Annotated in this window: 16 protein-coding genes and 1 riboswitch; of the genes, 6 read left to right on the top strand and 10 right to left on the bottom strand. The window is 43.5% G+C overall.

The annotated features are described in order from the left end of the window. Positions 1–115: 115 nt before the first annotated feature. On the bottom strand, positions 116–727 hold the full coding sequence (locus tag BBH88_RS04270; RefSeq protein WP_006829670.1) for a type 1 glutamine amidotransferase family protein: 612 nt from the start codon (positions 725–727) through the stop codon (positions 116–118). 141 nt (positions 728–868) lie between these two features. Here BBH88_RS04270 and BBH88_RS04265 point away from each other — a divergent pair, with 141 nt between their 5' ends. Both BBH88_RS04265 and BBH88_RS04260 read left to right on the top strand, forming a co-directional pair. After that, positions 869–2,341, top strand: a complete 1,473-nt coding sequence (locus BBH88_RS04265) for a protein adenylyltransferase SelO (protein WP_065537201.1) — start codon at positions 869–871, stop codon at positions 2,339–2,341. Positions 2,342–2,716: 375 nt separating this feature from the next. Continuing rightward, positions 2,717–3,604, top strand: coding sequence for a fructose bisphosphate aldolase (locus BBH88_RS04260; RefSeq protein ID WP_006829672.1), 888 nt, complete (start codon positions 2,717–2,719; stop codon positions 3,602–3,604). 64 nt (positions 3,605–3,668) lie between these two features. Here the strand turns inward: BBH88_RS04260 and BBH88_RS04255 are convergent, their stop codons facing one another. The 3 genes from BBH88_RS04255 to BBH88_RS04245 form a co-directional block, all read right to left on the bottom strand. Beyond that, the gene (locus tag BBH88_RS04255; RefSeq protein WP_065537202.1) at positions 3,669–5,225 is read right to left on the bottom strand and encodes a class I adenylate-forming enzyme family protein; all 1,557 of its coding nucleotides are present in this window, start codon (positions 5,223–5,225) and stop codon (positions 3,669–3,671) included. Positions 5,226–5,488: 263 nt separating this feature from the next. Beyond that, positions 5,489–5,854, bottom strand: coding sequence for a PH domain-containing protein (locus tag BBH88_RS04250; protein ID WP_065537203.1), 366 nt, complete (start codon positions 5,852–5,854; stop codon positions 5,489–5,491). A 57-nt stretch (positions 5,855–5,911) separates the two neighbouring features. Then, positions 5,912–7,123: an aminotransferase-like domain-containing protein gene (locus tag BBH88_RS04245; protein WP_065537204.1), complete on the bottom strand. Its 1,212-nt coding sequence runs from the start codon at positions 7,121–7,123 to the stop codon at positions 5,912–5,914. 191 nt (positions 7,124–7,314) lie between these two features. Here BBH88_RS04245 and BBH88_RS04240 point away from each other — a divergent pair, with 191 nt between their 5' ends. Further along, on the top strand, positions 7,315–7,815 hold the full coding sequence (locus BBH88_RS04240; RefSeq protein WP_006829676.1) for a BsuPI-related putative proteinase inhibitor: 501 nt from the start codon (positions 7,315–7,317) through the stop codon (positions 7,813–7,815). Positions 7,816–7,985: 170 nt separating this feature from the next. Here the strand turns inward: BBH88_RS04240 and BBH88_RS04235 are convergent, their stop codons facing one another. The 3 genes from BBH88_RS04235 to BBH88_RS04225 form a co-directional block, all read right to left on the bottom strand. After that, a complete protein-coding gene (locus tag BBH88_RS04235) occupies positions 7,986–8,870 on the bottom strand; it encodes a 5'-methylthioadenosine/S-adenosylhomocysteine nucleosidase (RefSeq protein WP_065537408.1) in 885 nt (294 codons plus the stop codon). Between the two features lie 184 nt (positions 8,871–9,054). Continuing rightward, a riboswitch (purine riboswitch) is annotated at positions 9,055–9,157 on the bottom strand. 632 nt (positions 9,158–9,789) lie between these two features. Beyond that, the gene (locus BBH88_RS04230; protein WP_006829678.1) at positions 9,790–10,467 is read right to left on the bottom strand and encodes a protein kinase family protein; all 678 of its coding nucleotides are present in this window, start codon (positions 10,465–10,467) and stop codon (positions 9,790–9,792) included. A 567-nt stretch (positions 10,468–11,034) separates the two neighbouring features. Beyond that, entirely contained in the window at positions 11,035–12,648 is a 1,614-nt protein-coding gene (locus tag BBH88_RS04225; protein WP_006829679.1) for a glycoside hydrolase family 13 protein, read from the bottom strand. 532 nt (positions 12,649–13,180) lie between these two features. On the opposite strand from BBH88_RS04225, the gene BBH88_RS04220 reads away from it, so the two are divergent. Both BBH88_RS04220 and mug read left to right on the top strand, forming a co-directional pair. Continuing rightward, positions 13,181–13,393 carry a TM2 domain-containing protein gene (locus BBH88_RS04220; protein WP_006829680.1) on the top strand — a complete coding sequence of 71 codons (213 nt, stop codon included), beginning with the start codon at positions 13,181–13,183 and terminating at the stop codon, positions 13,391–13,393. Positions 13,394–13,431: 38 nt separating this feature from the next. Next, positions 13,432–13,941 carry a G/U mismatch-specific DNA glycosylase gene (mug, locus tag BBH88_RS04215; RefSeq protein ID WP_006829681.1) on the top strand — a complete coding sequence of 170 codons (510 nt, stop codon included), beginning with the start codon at positions 13,432–13,434 and terminating at the stop codon, positions 13,939–13,941. Between the two features lie 40 nt (positions 13,942–13,981). Here mug and BBH88_RS04210 read toward each other — a convergent pair whose 3' ends face one another. Beyond that, complete coding sequence (locus BBH88_RS04210; RefSeq protein ID WP_065537205.1) at positions 13,982–14,521, bottom strand: DUF1697 domain-containing protein; 540 nt, start codon at positions 14,519–14,521, stop codon at positions 13,982–13,984. Positions 14,522–14,555: 34 nt separating this feature from the next. Further along, entirely contained in the window at positions 14,556–15,518 is a 963-nt protein-coding gene (locus BBH88_RS04205) for an Abi family protein (RefSeq protein ID WP_006829683.1), read from the bottom strand. 244 nt (positions 15,519–15,762) lie between these two features. On the opposite strand from BBH88_RS04205, the gene BBH88_RS19135 reads away from it, so the two are divergent. Continuing rightward, complete coding sequence (locus tag BBH88_RS19135; protein WP_154669124.1) at positions 15,763–15,903, top strand: hypothetical protein; 141 nt, start codon at positions 15,763–15,765, stop codon at positions 15,901–15,903. Positions 15,904–16,378: 475 nt separating this feature from the next. Here the strand turns inward: BBH88_RS19135 and BBH88_RS04200 are convergent, their stop codons facing one another. Beyond that, the gene (locus BBH88_RS04200) at positions 16,379–16,816 is read right to left on the bottom strand and encodes a pyridoxamine 5'-phosphate oxidase family protein (RefSeq protein ID WP_238323403.1); all 438 of its coding nucleotides are present in this window, start codon (positions 16,814–16,816) and stop codon (positions 16,379–16,381) included. Between the last annotated feature and the right edge of the window lie 356 nt (positions 16,817–17,172).

Below are 17,172 nucleotides of genomic sequence, written 5' to 3'. Positions count from 1 at the left end.
CGTGCATTAATCTCTCTTCTCAGTTTAGCGAATTTTTTTCTAGTCCACCATCAAAATAAACCATCTGTCATTATGAATGCACTCTCACAATGACAGGTGGTTCGTTCAGCTAGATCTATTGCTCCGTTTTCATGTATTCGTGATAGCCTTGTTTGAAAAAACCGTACCACTCGTCAATCTCAACTTGCGGTGCCGCACTCAACGCTTCTAGCACTTTTTTTCCGAACTCCAAAAATGCCGAGCCGTTGGCGGTGATGATTTGTCCGCTCCGGACGGCCTGCTGGTGGAGATAGCCGGTCTCATTGCTATAGCTCTCTCCCGCTGTCTCCTTTAGATCTTCTAGGTGATTGCTAGTATGCGGAATGTTGTTCAATAGGCCGTTTCTTCCTAAGAATACAGTCGCGTCACAAATTGCACCGAGAACAACTTCTTTTTCAAGAGCTTTATGGACCAGCTTCATGACACGTTCGCTATCTTTTTTTCGCCAGGAATTGCCGCCGATTAAGATCAATCCTGCAAAATCCTCCGGTACATCATCCAATCCGTAATCCGGCAACACCGTAAAGCCACCAATCGATTTGATCGGATCTTTCGTCAGCGACACCGTCTTTACATCAACCTGTTGCCCCTGACCTTCCGGCTCTTCGTTCAGCGCAGCTGCCAATGAGCCAGCTTCCCAATCCGCATAGTCATCCAATAGCACAAAGAGAACTTTCTTATTGCTCATGTGACCTTCTCCTTTCGTTCGAATATCCACTTTCTTATTAATAGAATTATAGCACAGGCAAATCACTCGAACAGCTGACACATGTTCCTAGCCCAAGAGGGTATAATAGGAGTAAATCCTACTGAAAAAGGAGAATCCACAATGAATAAAAAAGAACTAACCCATACCGGATGGCAGTTGGATAACAGCTACTCACGCCTACCTGAAATTTTTTACAGCAGGTTTGCTGTCAATCCAGTGCGTTCGCCTAAACTGGTGATTTTCAATGAAGCATTGGCGGAAATACTCGGACTGGATCCTGACGAATTAACGAGCGAAGATGGCGTTGCTATTTTGGCTGGCAACCAGGTTCCAGCAGGCACCATACCGCTTGCACAGGCTTATGCCGGACATCAATTCGGCAATTTCACAATGCTCGGCGACGGTCGTGCCTTATTAATTGGTGAACAGTTGACGCCTGCTGGCAAACGGCTCGATATTCAGTTGAAAGGCTCTGGCAGAACGCCTTATTCAAGAGGTGGCGACGGTCGTGCTGCACTTAAACCCATGCTTCGTGAATACCTCATCAGCGAAGCGATGCATGGACTCGGTATTCCGACAACACGCAGTCTTGCCGTCGTTGAAACGGGGGAACTGGTTAGCCGTGAAACAGAGCTTCCGGGTGCCATCATGACACGCGTCGCCGACAGTCATCTGCGCGTCGGTACTTTTCAGTATGCAGCGCGGTTCGGAACGAAAGAAGATTTGAAAGCACTAGCTGACTATGCGCTGGAGCGACATTTCCCATATGTCCAAGACGTTTCCAATCGCTATTTGGCATTGTTTCAAGAAGTCATTAAACGCCAAGCTGAATTAATCGCGAAATGGCAATTGACCGGTTTTATTCATGGCGTCATGAATACCGACAACATGGCCATCAGCGGTGAGACGATTGATTACGGACCCTGCGCATTCATGGACAGCTTTGATTCGAAGACGGTCTTCAGCTCGATTGACGTTCAAGGCCGCTATGCTTATGACAATCAACCGATGATCGCCGGATGGAATTTGGCACGCTTTGGCGAAAGTCTGCTGTCTTTGCTGCACGATACCCCTGAGGAAGCCCTCAGCATGGCACAACAAGAGCTTACCAAGTATATCGAACAGTTCAAGAGTCACTGGCTTGTGGGCATGCGAAAAAAACTCGGACTCTTTAATGAAGAAGTAGAGGATACGGAGTTGACGGAAAAGCTGTTAGACTTAATGCACACGCACCATGCCGATTACACCAATACCTTCCGGGCACTAACCTTCGATAAGCTGCATGACAGCGAATTATTTGAAGCACCGGAGTTCAAGGAATGGCACAGCTCTTGGCGGGCACGTCTGCAGCGTCAGGAAGAATCACCTGAAGCAAGCCATCAATTGATGCGCGACAGCAATCCGGCAGTCATCCCCCGCAACCATCGTGTAGAGGAAGCACTGGAAGCGGCGGAATTCCAGGGGGATTATAGTGTCCTCCACCGGCTTCTAGCGGTCCTGGCTAACCCGTATGACCACTCACCCGAACAGGAAGCCTATACACAACCACCAGAGCCGGAAAGTGGTCCGTACCAGACTTTCTGCGGAACATGATTATTAATGAATATTATGGAATCGGATAGAAAGCTTCACTATTTATATGATGCTTCGGAAGTTTTGGGCATAGCTCCCGCAGGAAGCCAGGCAAAGTATACCCGTTCAGCTGCTTTGCTTAGCTCTTAGACGCGCTAGCGTTTAGAATTCCACTTAATCGCAAATGACAAGTTGTGTTCCCACAAACTTTATGAATATATAAAGTTTGTGGGATATCACAAAGGGAAAACCTTAAGTACAGCTTGATCATCAAAAAAATTCTTTTTGTAGTTTCTTCTTTATATTGTTACAATATTCAGTGAAAGAGTTTCTTTGCAGTAAAGTTTTTCAAATGAAGTGATCACCTGTCAAAAAATTATCTAAGGAGCTGGGACGATGAATCAGGAACAAATGGAATTCGTAAAAAACGGCAAAGGTTTTATTGCTGCACTTGACCAAAGTGGTGGCAGCACGCCGAAAGCATTGGCACTTTACGGCGTTTTGGAAGACCAATACTCTACGGAAGAAGAAATGTATGACTTGATCCATGAAATGCGGACGCGCGTCATGACGGCACCTTCTTTCAGTTCTGATTCGATTATCGGCGCAATCCTTTTCGAACAAACGATGGATCGTAAAGTGGAAGGGCATTATACACCTGATTATTTATGGCAGAAAAAAGGCGTCGTGCCTTTCCTGAAAGTTGACAAAGGGCTCGCGGATGAAGAAAACGGCGTTCAAGTCATGAAGCTAATTTCAGATTTGGATGATGTGTTGAAGCGTGCCAACGAACGAAATATCTTCGGAACGAAAATGCGTTCCGTGATCAAGAAAGCTAATTCTGAAGGCATCCAAAAAGTGGTCGAGCAGCAATTTGAAATCGGCAAACAAATTCTCGCAGCCGGCCTGGTTCCGATTCTCGAGCCTGAAGTGGACATTAACAGCAAAGACAAAGAACAATCCGAAAAAATCCTCAAAGAGGAAATGTTGAAGCACTTGGATCAGTTGAGTGACGATCAGAACGTTATGATTAAAATCACCATTCCAACAGTCGATAATTACTACAAAGAATTGATCGACCACCCCCGCGTGCTTCGAGTAGTTGCACTATCTGGTGGGTACAAACGGGATGATGCTAACAAGAAATTAGCCGCCAACAAAGGGCTTATCGCCAGCTTTTCTCGCGCTTTATCTGAAGGTGTCAGCGCCAGCCAATCAGATGAGGAATTCAATGCCATGCTTGAAAATTCCATCAAAGGCATTTACGAAGCGTCTATTACATGAAAATAATAAAAGTATGCCCCGCAGCCTTAATTGGCTGCGGGGCATATTTTTATAAAAAAAAAGTCTAATAGCGGCTTTCCGGAATTTTCCGGAACCATTCGAATTCGCTGATGTGCAGTTCACGCAATTGATATTTCATGATTTTCCCAGAGGAGTTTCGCGGCAGAAATTCGGCGATCATGTACTTACGCGGAATCTTATACCCTGGCAGATGCTCCAGGAAATAATCCATCAATTGCTCTTCCTCGATGGTCTCTCCATCTTTTGGCACGATGATTACACCAACGATTTCGCCCCATTCCTCTTCTGGCAAACCGACAGTCGCAGCTTCAGCTACTTGCGGATGACCACTGATGACCCGTTCCACTTCAGCCGAATAAATATTTTCTCCTGCTGAAATGATGCGATCTGCCTTGCGGTCTACAAGTGAGATAAATCCATCTTCGTCGATTGTTGCTAAATCTCCCGTCAGCAGCCAGCCGTTTTTGAATGCTTTTTCGGTTTCCTCGGGTTTGTTGTAGTATTCCTTCATGATCAGATCACCTTGGATAACAAATTCCCCGATCGTCCCAGGCTGGACGTCCAGAAATTCTTCGTTCACCACCCGTACTTCGGTGAAATACATCTGCTTTCCGCCTGATCCGAGTTTGTTTTCGTGCTGCTCTGGCAATAAAAATATACCGCCCGGTCCGCCTTCGGTCAACAAACATAGATTGTAGAATTGCTGATGCCCGAAAAAGTCCATCGCCTTTCTAACGAGATCCGGATCGATCGGATCTGCACCGTACATGCATTTAGTGATCGTAGACAAATCAGCTTCTTCTACATCCGGTACTTGCAGCAAGCCACTGTACATATCCGGCAAGCCGAAGAAAACAGTGACCTGAAATTCATTGATGGCTTGGATCGCTTTTTCTGGATGAAAGTCGCGCAGAATGACATTCGATGTTCCCAGTAGGATGCCGGTCACTAAAAACAGGTTTAATTGAGCCGAGTGGAAAAGTGGCACTGCATGCAGAAGTCGATCATTGGCGCCGATTTCGACCCCAAAAACAAATGAAGTGCAGACATTGGCAAGACGCTGATGATCAAATAAGGCCCCCTTAGGTTGACCGGTAGTGCCAGAAGTATAAAGGATTTCAGCGTCATCGGTGCTTAGCAAATCGACTGAAGGCTCCAGAGCATTTTCACTTAATACATTTTCCCAGCTGAGATAGTTGGCGTTATCAGCGACGGGATGGACAATCACCTGCTGAAGTGAAGCAGCCTGTTTTATCCCTTCGGTAATCACACGTTCAAATTCTGCATCACAAAAAATGAATCTACTTTCAGATTGCCCGAAAATATATCCGCTTTCATCCGGGCTCAACCGGTAATTGACCGGTACAGCAACACCCCCGGCCTTCAGCACTGCAAAAAAAGCCAGGACATAATAATCTGAGTTTTTCATGAACAACGAAACCTTATCGCCTTTTTGCAGGCCTGTTTCTATCAGTCCATTCGCCAACACGTTTACTTCTTCATTCAGCTCCTGATACGAATATGTCCGACCATCGCAGGTGATGGCCATCTTATCTGAAAAGCGTTTAGCATTCTGTTTGAGTGATGCTGTGATATTCATCCTATCTCCTCCTTTTGGGATCAATTGATTGCACCGATAATTGATTCTCCTCCCATCTTAGAAATTTCACGTACCAGAAAGCAAGCGTTAGAAATTTCCATATCCCCTTAAATAGTATATTTAACTTTACAGTATTCTGAAAATATAGTCAATTTGCATGATATACTTTTTCACTCAACACCAATAATCGTCAAAAACCGCGCTCTATCTGAAATACGATAGGCACGGTTTAAGGTTATTTTATTCTTCTCAACTCAGCTTTTTCACAATATATATTGAGCAATCAGCTTATCTAATTTACGGATGTCCACTTTTTTATTCAAATTCAATTTAAATTTCCCTGCCTTTGTCCAAAATTCGAGTTCAGAATTCAAATCAAAGGTTCCGCCATTTTCCGAAGAGTACATAATAATAGATTCAAATGGAATCGTATACATTTCCATCTTCTTGCCCGTTATTCCCTGTTTATCAGAAATGATCAGCCGTTTATTGGTAATAACCGCTACGTCCCGAATCGTTTTATAAGCAAGTTTAGCTTCCTCTCCGGAAACCAATAAATCTTGAATTTCTTCCGGAATGTCCACTTCCTGCGTAAAAGTCCAAGCTAACGTCGATGATAAATCTGCCATGTCAATCCTCTTCTTCCTTGATCAATGTGTCTTAGCTGTTTCCGGACACAGAAAAATTTACTCTGCATCCTCAGTTACCGGGATGTTCACTCCTGTCACTTGTCCCAGTAATTCTACACCTTTCACAATCTCTTCTTCATTGGCGTAGCTGAAGGACAAGCGGAGATACTCAAGACCTTTTTCCTGATCAAGAAAAAAGTATTTACCGGGTACGAACGAAACGCCTGCAGCCAATGCTTTGGGGAGCATTTTGGACGTATCAACCCCTGGAATTTTGACCCAAACAAAGTAGCCCCCTTTTGGAACAAACCAAGAAACAGCTGGCGGCAGGAACTCTTCCAACGCCGACAGCATAGACGCACATTTAGACTCATAGGCACTCGTCAGAAATTTCAAATGCCCATCAAAATTGGTGACTTCAAGGAATGAGGCCATTGTTGCTTCGTTAAACGGATGGCTCAAGTCTTTTTTGAACCAATTTAATGGCTCAATTATTTGTTGATCTGCCACCACCCAGCCAATTCGCATACCTGGTGCCACCACCTTTGACAATGATCCTACATAAAGCACACGGTTATTGGTGTCCATTGCTTTCAGTAAGCTCGGGTTGTCATGAAAACCCAGTTCTCCGTAGGCATCATCTTCCAAAATGAGAAAATCGTATTGTTCTGCAAGCGCTAGCACATGCTGTCTGCGTTCAGTCGATAATGTCGTACCGGTCGGATTCTGATAAGTCGGAATGGTGTACAGCAAACGCGGAAGAGGCAGCCCTTTTTCTTTGCGATTCGCCAGCATGGACGCCAATAGTTCTGTCTGCAATCCGTCTTCATCAATCGGAATCGTCATATAATGTTCAGTATAGTTCTGGAAAATTTCCAGAGCTTCCATATAGGTCGGTGATTCAACAATGACTACAGCGTCGTCATCCAATAAAACGCGGGCAATCAAATCAATGGCTTGGCAAGCGCCAGATGTTACGATTAGTTTGCTGCTGGATGCCTCTACACCGCGCTGTACCATCCGTTCTTGAAGAAATTTCTTTAGCTGCGGAACCCGTGGACTGCCAAGATAATGAAGCGGCAAGTCCCGCTCTTCGTCTAGCAAACGCGTTACCGCTTTCTTGATTTCTTCAGAAGGAACTAACGCAGGTGCCGGATACCCTGAGCTGAGACGTAGACAGTTTGGCGGCAAAGTGGAAAGCCACTGACCAGGAGGATCGTTTTTAAAAGCCATTTCAATATCTTTTGAAAAATGGAAAGCTGTTTTCATGTAAATCGTTCCCCTTTCTTCTAGCTGATGGAATAATGTGAAATCTCTTAGCTCTTATTCTACAGGGTGCAGAACGCAATGTGTAGGCTAGCATCAAAATACATCTTCTATAAACTGTAACTTTTTAGCCGCTCTAACGTTCTTATGCTAAAGTGATCTACTTATCCCTTACTAGACAAGGAGGCATATCCATGAAAAACAAATTTTGGCTCGGCGCCTTTGTGATGCTCTTGATCGCCTTGATTCTTGCAGCCTGCGGCACTGGACAAGGAGATGAAGCAGCAAACCCACCCGAAGAGCCAGCGACAGTAGAACCTGGCACAGGTGATGAATCGTCAGAAGACATTGTAGAAGGCGAAATGAAACCCGCTATCGAACACGTTAACGGCGATATCTACCGCTACAGCTTAGTAAATCAGACTGGAGAACCGCACACGTTCGAATTCACCAGCAGCCAGCGCTATGACTTTTCGCTCGCGAACGACAGCGGTGAAGAAGTTTTTCTCTTTTCATCCGTCAGTACGTATCTGCAGGCGTTAGGTGAAGAAACCCTCGATCAAGGGGACAAACTGAGTTACGAATTTGAAATCCCGGCTCTCGAACTTGATCCGGGCACCTATCAACTGACCGCATGGCTGACGCCAAGACAAGGCGAAACGTACAAAGTAACAACAGATCATGTGGTGGAATAATCATAAGTTGTGCAGATAAAAAAGACCATCGATTGATGGTCTTTTTTCAGTCTGTTTATACCAGCGCTCTGAACTTTCTCGGTCAGACAACATCTTCCGGCCGATAGTCTAAGACGGAACTCTGGATATTTTTTTAGACATGAAATAAGAATGAAGCTGTATTCTTGCCTTTATTCTTTTTCCAAAAAAGCAATATACTCCTGCACAACTTCGTAGACATATTCTTGGTTCGCTGCTGCTGTTTCTGGATTGTACGCACCGTCGTTTGTTTTATTATTCGACAAAATACGGATTGCTAGAAACGGTACATCGTACGCTTTCGAAATCATTGCTGAAGACGCCGATTCCATTTCTTCGACTGACGTTTCGTAGTTTTTATGGAACCAATTAATGCGGTCTACTTCATTATTCCACAAGTCAGCTGAACCGATTGTCCCTTCGACAATCTTGCCTTGTGTGTAGCTATCATTCACTCGGTTAGCTGCAGCTAAAAGTTCTGCGTCGCCTTCATAGTAACGGGCTTTTTCAGCATTCGGATCTTCCCCAGCACTTCCTTCAGAAGCCATGACATCCATCGGCTTCCACTCTGTCGCTTCGATGCCTTCTCCTTCAACGCGGTCTCCTGTTTTCATTGAGCCGATATTAACTGTGCGTTCGCCTAAAACAATATCGAAAACATTGAGCTCTGGATCATGCCCGCCAGATGTTCCTTGGTTGATGATGGCAGCCGGGTTATATTTCTCGATAGCGATCGCCGTTGCAGCCGCTGTATTTTCCATACCTTTGCCTGTTTTCGAAACAATGACCGGATAGCCATCTACGGTGCCAATATAAAATTCAAACGTCGAACCTGATTCTTCTATTTCAACATTTTCCAAGCGCTCGGCGAAGTTTTCAGCTTCGATCGGCATTGGTCCTTGGATCAGGATTGGACGTTTTGTTTGTTCTTTTTCGGCTTCACTAGACTCTGCTGCTGAACTGCATCCTGCCAGCACCGCCAATAAGATTACGACCATGATGGATAATAAAATAGGATTGCTGATGCCTGTCTTCATTTTTTTCATCTGAATTTCCTCCTTGGTGTATGCTCTACTCGGTAATTCGGCCACAGTAAAAGGCCCTGAAACGGCACAATGATTTCTACCTTTCGGACCTTTTGGAGCCAAAGTATAAATTGAGTGAGGAGAGCTGTGGTGCACACGCCAAGCATTCAAAAAAGTTTCCAGCCTAAAAGCTGAATAACCAAGTACTTCGACTCGTAGTCCGGTTCTTTACGGGGAACCTGGTAGAAACACTCGGACCATATTACCGAGTTTATACGAGCGATATAATGTTTTTCACTTGGCAACTATAGCAAATGCAATGCTATAGGTCAATAAAAAACCCGAACATTAAACCATAATTAATGATAAATAGTTCGTCTTAATAGGGAAATAAGGACGATTTCATCACTTCACGAAGTATAATCGTCCTCTTTTGTCATCTATATAAGTTGAACTAGTGGATATTCATAATCGATATTCTGCAAATCAGCTCCGCTTGCCGCGGGCGAGCACAAAGGGGCCAGGAGAAGCTATGAGACGAGTAGAACACTCGGCTCATACGAGAGCCATGTCAAAGCGACCGAAGCGATTTTCACTAGGATACTTCTTTCGGTCAACATATCGAGCTCCTTTATTAATTCCATTATGGTTGAGCTCGAAATCCAACACGTAGAATATTGCAAAAGAAAACAGCTTGTCACAGCAGACCTGATTCTAGTGTTAGTCTCCTTCCAATAATGGCTACGGAAATCCTCTTCGAGCAACTGCTAAAGGTTTCTTAGATAAAAAATACTCTCCAGTAAATCTGGCCTGCTATAGCCAAAATTTAAGTTAGAGAGCACGTTTTCATCGTTTTTATTTCTTACATAGATCTTGTTGCTTGAAAATAACCACTCTTTCAACAGCTCAGGTTTGTCAGGGGAAAATAAACCTATTTCCAATAGCTCATCTGCTTTGATACATTCTTCATGAATTCATCAAAGGAAGACGAATAGCGGTTCCAGTGATGGTACCACTTCCTAATAGTATCTAGCAGCCAGAATGGCATCGGTTTGCCGTCGATGACCACGTAATACTCTTCGTACGCTTTCTTCAAATGTTCCCATCTAAAATCATTGCCAGGCTTTATATACTCTGAAACGTCAAGTAGCTTTGCTCGACCGTTCTGCAATAAAATATTCTTCAGATGGATGTCCCGAGGATTCAATCCGATTTGACGAATATAATCCCTTGCCGCTTCGACATCTTGAATAACCTGGTCAGGAACATGGACTCCCTGCAGAAGACAATCAAACAGGGTTAAACCTTCTTCATACTTGATCACCAGCAGCCGGTCATTCACACCATAACAACTAGAAAAATAACGGGACGAGCCAATTTGCGCATAAACCTTCGCCTCGGCTTCGAGCTTATCCTTCTTGTCATCTGCATACACCTTGAATGCGTATTCCGGAGCCTCTAAAAATTGAAACACTGCCGCATCTGTTCCTACTCCAATGCAGCGAAATCCGTCCATAATCCCTTCAATACTTACCGGTTCATTGTCCGGATGTGCCGCTACTTTAATAGCTGTCAGCGATTCTGCTAATTCCTCCCATGTTTTCTTCATATCAATTCTCCTTCACTTCAAAATATCCTTACTATATAGTAATCATTAGTTAACGAACGATTCAAATGAGAAGGCCCGTTTTCATGAATAGATATAGAAGCGAAGAAAGCCACGCGCTTCTCCCATTAAAATATTGACAGATTGTGAATTATCGGCTAGTGTTAACTACGCGATGAGCTCGTTTGCGTAAGACGGACAAGCATTCCTTTTAGGAACACGTTGTGGAGCGTGGCTTGGAACGCCGCAAACTATCGAAACCATCTTGCCCTCGGGCAAGATGGTTTTTTCTGTTTAAGTTGAGCTTTATTTAGAGTTTCTTTCTCTTTAACTTGTTTTATTTGAATAAAATTTGATTACATAAGGATTCAAATACTTTTCGTGGAGTTTGTTTGCGGATCTTTGCTAGTTATTTGCGGGATACGAGAGTTTGTTTGCGCAGTTTCGACCGTTGTTTGCGCGATATGAATGTTTGTTTGCAGAATGACAGATATGATGAATCAAACTAAATTCACTCAGACAAAAGCCCTTGTCCCCAAGCAAATCGCTTGAGGACAGGGGCTTTCATTTTCACAATTCGTAAACACGTGCCTCATAGGGCAGCAATTGCTTTGGATCCTGCTGCTGGTAATTGTTCAGCAGGCAACGTGCTGATTCCGGCTCATCCCAGTAACAGGAATACTCCGTCAAATTGGTGATGACCAATATCGTTCTTTCTTCATTCGTACGGGTATAGGCATAAATCGATTCATGGCCGACATCCTGAAGTTCGTAATTTCCGTAGACGAGGACATCATGCTGCTTGCGCATCCAAATCATCTTCCGGTAAAACCAAAGGATTGAATGCGGGTCGCGAAGCTGTGCCGCAACATTGATCTCTTCGTAATTCGGATTGACGCGAAGCCACGGCTCCGCGTTCGAAAATCCGGCATTCGGGCTGGCGTCCCATTGCATCGGCGTACGCGAATGGTCACGGCTCTGCGCTTTGATAATTGTCATCACATCATCATGCTCCATTCCTTCCGAACGGTTGAAATGGTAGAGGCTATGCGTTTGGATATCGTTGTAATGCGCAAGTTCCTCAAACGGCGCATTGGTCATGCCAATCTCCTGCCCCTGATAGATGAACGGTGTGCCTTGCATGAAGAAATACATGCAGGCAATCGCCGTTGCACTTTCACGCCAGTACTCTTGGTCATTCCCCCACGAGGAGACAATGCGCGGCTTGTCATGATTTTCAACAAACAGCGCATTCCAGCCATGACCTTCCACAGCTTTTTGCCATTTGGTCAGCACTTCTTTCAGCTTCGGCACATCGATACCAGTCGTCGCATCGGTATCCCATAAGCTCATGCTTTCAAACTGGAACACCATATCGAACTTGCCGTCGTCTTCTGAAATCCACTCATCGATGTCGTCTGCCTCGACACCGTTCGCTTCGCCGACCGTCATGATGTCGTGTTTTGCAAATGTCTCATCACGCAGTTCTGCGAGCAGCGGCTGTATGCCTTTGACGTTCATCATTTTCTCCCAGGCTGGTACATACAAATTCTGTTCCGGGTCCTCAACGTCACTCAATTCTTTTTTGATGTGGCTGATGGCATCCACACGGAAGCCGTCAATTCCTTTGTCCAACCACCAATTAACCATATCATACAAAGCCTGCCGCACTTCGGGATTCTCCCAGTTCAGATCCGGTTGTTTTTTGGAGAATAAATGCAAATAATACTGCTTTGTTTTTTCGTCGTATTCCCACGCATTTCCACCAAAAATACTTTCCCAATTGGTTGGCTCATCGCTCCAAATATACCAATCACGTTTATCGTTATCTTTGGAAGCACGCGATTCCATAAACCATGGATGCTCATCGCTTGTGTGATTTATTACCAAATCGATGATCAACTTCATCCCTCGTGCATGCACTTCTTTTAGCAAGCGATCAAAATCCGCCATCGTTCCAAACTCTGCCATAATTTCCTGATAGTCGCTTATGTCATAGCCATTGTCATCGTTGGGTGACTTATACATTGGACAAATCCAAATCACATCAATGCCAAGATCTTTCAAATAATCCAACTTGCTGGTCACACCGTTGATATCGCCCACGCCGTCCCAATTCGAATCCTTAAAACTCCTTGGATACACTTGATATGCAACTGCTTCTTTCCACCATTTTCTATTCATAACTGATCCCTCACAAAGACCTTGGCCATTCTTCTAATTAATCAACTGGCCTTAACCCTTGATTTAGTCCGAAGATGCCCGAACGTCTATTTCTTCTCTATCTCTTCCATATTCCAGTAACATTTTCCTTGAAAATTAATTTCAGGTTGATAGTGTAACAGATTTCGCAAAAAATTACCAAGACAGCAGAATGGATTTATTAGTCGATTGTAGCTTTTGCAGCCCCCTCTTCCATTTGAATATCTTTCTATATAACCGCTGTACCAATAAAAAAACCTTAATTGTGAAATTTTCTAACATTAATTTAATGATACCTTTTTCATCCAGAACTATTTCTGATTTTTAGGAATTCACTTCCTTATATTGGTCGATTTATCCTTGGTGAGTGGTAGTTGAATAATACCTTCTTCCAAGACTAGCTCTGTAAAGTTTTCTATCATTCAAAAAAGCAGAAAAATAATCTTTTTTCACATTCCCCCGTTAACTTTCTATAATTCGGGAATACTAGTACATCTAGAAAGGATGATATACAATGAAAAACAAAAGCAAATTAGCATCTGCCTTGCTTGCCATCTTCCTTGGCGACTTTGGCGCACATAAATTTTACTTGGGGCGTCCAGGCATGGGAATTCTATATCTATTGTTCTTTTGGACAGGGATACCCGCAGTCATCGGGATCATCGAAGGAATTCTGTACTTGCTACAGTCTGAAGAAACTTTTCAAGAAAAACACGGCAGACGCTAAAATAGCCCTCTGCTTTTACAGTAGTGAGGAGGGAATCCATGTTGCAGCTTGAACCGATTCGTGATCATCTACAGGACAACTTAAAAATTTTATTTGTCGGCTTTAATCCAAGCATCCGCTCTTCTGAAACCGGCTTTCATTACGCCAATCCAAACAACCGATTTTGGAAGATCCTTTACGAAGCTGGATTGACACCGCGAAAATACCGGCCAGAGGAAAACAGCGGGCTGCTCGCATTGGGCTTTGGCTTGACGAACATTGTCGCACGCCCGACCAAGGAAGCTGCGGAGATTTCCAAAGCGGAATATACCGAAGGCGCCGAACTGCTGGAGAAGAAAATCAGGCAGTTCCGACCAAAAGCTGTCTGCTTTGTTGGAAAAGGCGTTTACCAGCAGTTCAGCAAAAAGAAAACTATTTCCTGGGGGCTTCAACAAGACCCGGTCATCTCAGGCATCGTTGAATATGTCGCGCCATCCTCAAGCGGACTGGTCCGCATAAAGATGGATGACATTGTTGAGATTTACAGCGGTTTGAACAGCTACAAATAAAAATGCCAACCCCTTATCAAAAGAGGTTGGCCTTTTTGTTTTACATTTTCTGCAGCAACGCCCAAATTTTCCGGACTGTATTGATGTTGCGGACCGTGACGCGTTTGTAAAGGGGTGATCCGACAATCTTCACCATTCCACTTTTCGTGACTTGGTCTTTGTCCACCGACCACAGGATGGCACCGGGAACATAGTTGACCCGATCGATTTCTGACTTGATCACCAAACCATCTAGTACATCTGCTCCGTCCACATTTTGCCATAAAAACAATACATCGCTTTTCATTCTTGCGTCATTTGACCATTTTTCAGGAATAGCCTCAGCGATTTCTCCAAACTCCTCCAAGCTGTAAATCAATACATTGATTTGCAGTCCGAAATGATGGTAGATTGCTTTTTCCAAAATAGGCGCTAGTTGTTCTTTTGAATGGGTGTAATCACCAAAAACAATGTTACCCGAGTTGATATACGTAATGACTGATGACATTCCAGCCTCTTCGAACGCCTGTTTCAGCTGCTTCATGTCCACTTTGTTATTGCCACCTACGTTGATTCCTCGCAGCAATGCCACATATATCATCTAAACCCGCTCCTTGATTAATAGGAATTACTTCTTAAAACCCATCAAAGCCTGCATCTTTCATAATTTTCACGAAGGCACGCTCTTGAATTAACTTTTTAAGCTCGCTAATCGACTGCTCCAGCTCACTAGAAAACAATTCATAATCTTCTTTTTCCAGCACTAGCTTTAACAGACACACCACAGAAAGCACCGTAGCTTCGCTGAGGCTCCCTTTTTCCATTTCCAGCATCCACTCTACAGTTCCAAGTTCCACCGGATGAGCAAGACGAAATCGATATAGCACTTCCTCGTGCGCGGACTTATTACGATACGGGAACACGGTGTGTAGGATGGCATCTAGATCGCTGGCCTTCAAGCAAACGGGTCCGTATTCTTCACTATATTCCTCCACGAAATCGCCTGCGATGCGTTCCCGCAGCTCTTCGTCAATAACGGTATAGAAATGCGTGATCTGGCCAAGCGACAAAAAATTGACCAACACCCAAAGTGGCACGTCCTTGTGCTTATCGTAAAATTCACGGATGGCTGGGTATCTCACTTTGTCGCGCTTTTTATGGCTTTGGATCAGATTAGCGAGTATTGAAATAATGCGATCACGCTCGTGATGATGCCTGCTGTCCGAACTGTAATTGTCGGAATTCAGAAAGCTTGCCATATCTTTAAACTTTTCGGAAAAACGGTATGCCACTTTCGACTTGATATTTTTCTCAAACTTCAGCAGTTCATTCAGCAAAAGCAACCGCAGCTTCCGGTCAAAACTGTGCAGCGCATAGATATGTCCGAACTCGGTACCTTCCTGATAGCGCTCAAGGCCGTATGGATTGAGCCATTCATCATGTTCCAAGAACGGCTCTTTATAGCCATCGATTAATGCGTAATAATTTTCGCGCGACAAAATTCGTTTTGCAGCCACTTTGTCTGTCACTTTCAAGCCCCGCTCTTCGAGAATTCCCAACTGCTCGGCGTGGGTGGAAAAATCTTTCACATCTCTCATCCTTTGCTTATCCTTCTATCACCAACTGTAAGCGAAACTCCTCTATTAATAAACCATTTACTCATGAATATAAAGTAAGCTTCTCAGAAATATAAAGCGCAATCAAAACAGACACAGTATTAACACTTACATCTAAGAAGATGCACTTGCTATAGTTACAAATAGACGACAAAACGTATCAGATTCAGTTTGAGAATATTACGTTCAAATAGTCGAAAATTAGCATTTCGAAAGGAAGAATAACATGCACGAAGAAAAAAGACTGCCTTACGATGGAAAAGAGGGATTGCTCTACGGCGCCATGATTTCAACGATGACTGTATTGTTTATGGCCACATTCAGTGCCATTTACTTTGCCGGGGAATTTGGCGTCGAGATTGCTTGAGGCATCGTCAAAATTAGTCCACTCTTCTGGATCATCGTTATGGTATTGAACCGGTTATTTTTGGTCGACTGAAAGAAGCTTCGACCGCCAAATTCACTCATCCCTCGGATAGCTTCAATTCCAAAATTTTATTTCGCATTTTTTTTACGGTACTTGGAAAGTCAGCTGCTGTGACTTTGACCGGTGATCTCGTCATTAATGGTTTTCACTCAGAGCTCCTCAGCAATTAGCTTGTCAATTGATCACGCAATTTTGTTATCGTTTTGATTGTTGAAAATTTGTTCATCCAACCGATTGCTCGCTTTGTGATGGTGAAACTGCACGGAGCTCAAGATAGAAAAATTGGTATCATGCCAGAAGAAGAGCCCGTGTTAAAAGCAGAAGTTTTATAATTTCATAAAAGCTCGCAGACAATTAGTCGTCTACGAACTTTTTTATGTCTGGATGGTTTCTTAGTTAAAATCCACTGTATCATTTATCTTTTTATGGTCTTTTTATGGTCTTTTTCTGTATCCTTGTTGGTCAGTTTCTTGACGAAAGTCTTGACTGACTTTGACATATTGCCTGAATCCCAGTATTCAGCTGAATCAGCGTTGACTTTAATCAGTACTACATTCAGATCCTCATAAGAAGTATCGAGCATTTTATCGAAAATCAGGTTCCAGTATTCCTTTTTCTTCGCTGCGTCCTCAATGAATTCAGCCATTCCACTAATGGATACGTATGAATGTCCCACATACGCCAAGTTGACGTTCGGATTACTGATGATTTCCTGGTACTTCTCAGTATCTTTCATCGTCAAGAACCACAGCTCTCCGTCAAATCCCACTTCTTGTGTCTGCATCGGACATGACATGATTTTATTGTCAGAAGAGATGGTCGTGAACATAGCCACTTTGATGTCTTTAATCAAGTCATTGACCTTTTGAATTGATTCTAAATTATTTGTTGTATTGTTTACCCTAATTATTTTTCCTCCTATATAAGTTAGATGAAGTGAGACGGCTATACTTAGTAGAATTCCGTTTTAATGGTTCTTCTAACCTCACTTTCACCTAGAATTGTCCGTTTTCAATCCAAGAGCAGCATCCATCAAGACTATAATTTAATTCATAAAAATACTCTAAAACTCATAATCTTTTACATTGCCGACTCCCTAAAATCTATATCCAATTCAATAAAAAAGTTCACAAAACCAATATTCACTTAAAGGTATTTAAGAATAATTTAATTTCCCCTTGTAATTAGATTATTCAATCATGTATAGTC

The organism is Planococcus antarcticus DSM 14505, assembly GCF_001687565.2.
GTDB lineage: Bacteria > Bacillota > Bacilli > Bacillales_A > Planococcaceae > Planococcus > Planococcus antarcticus.
This window is presented reverse-complemented; position numbering and strand designations above follow the sequence as displayed.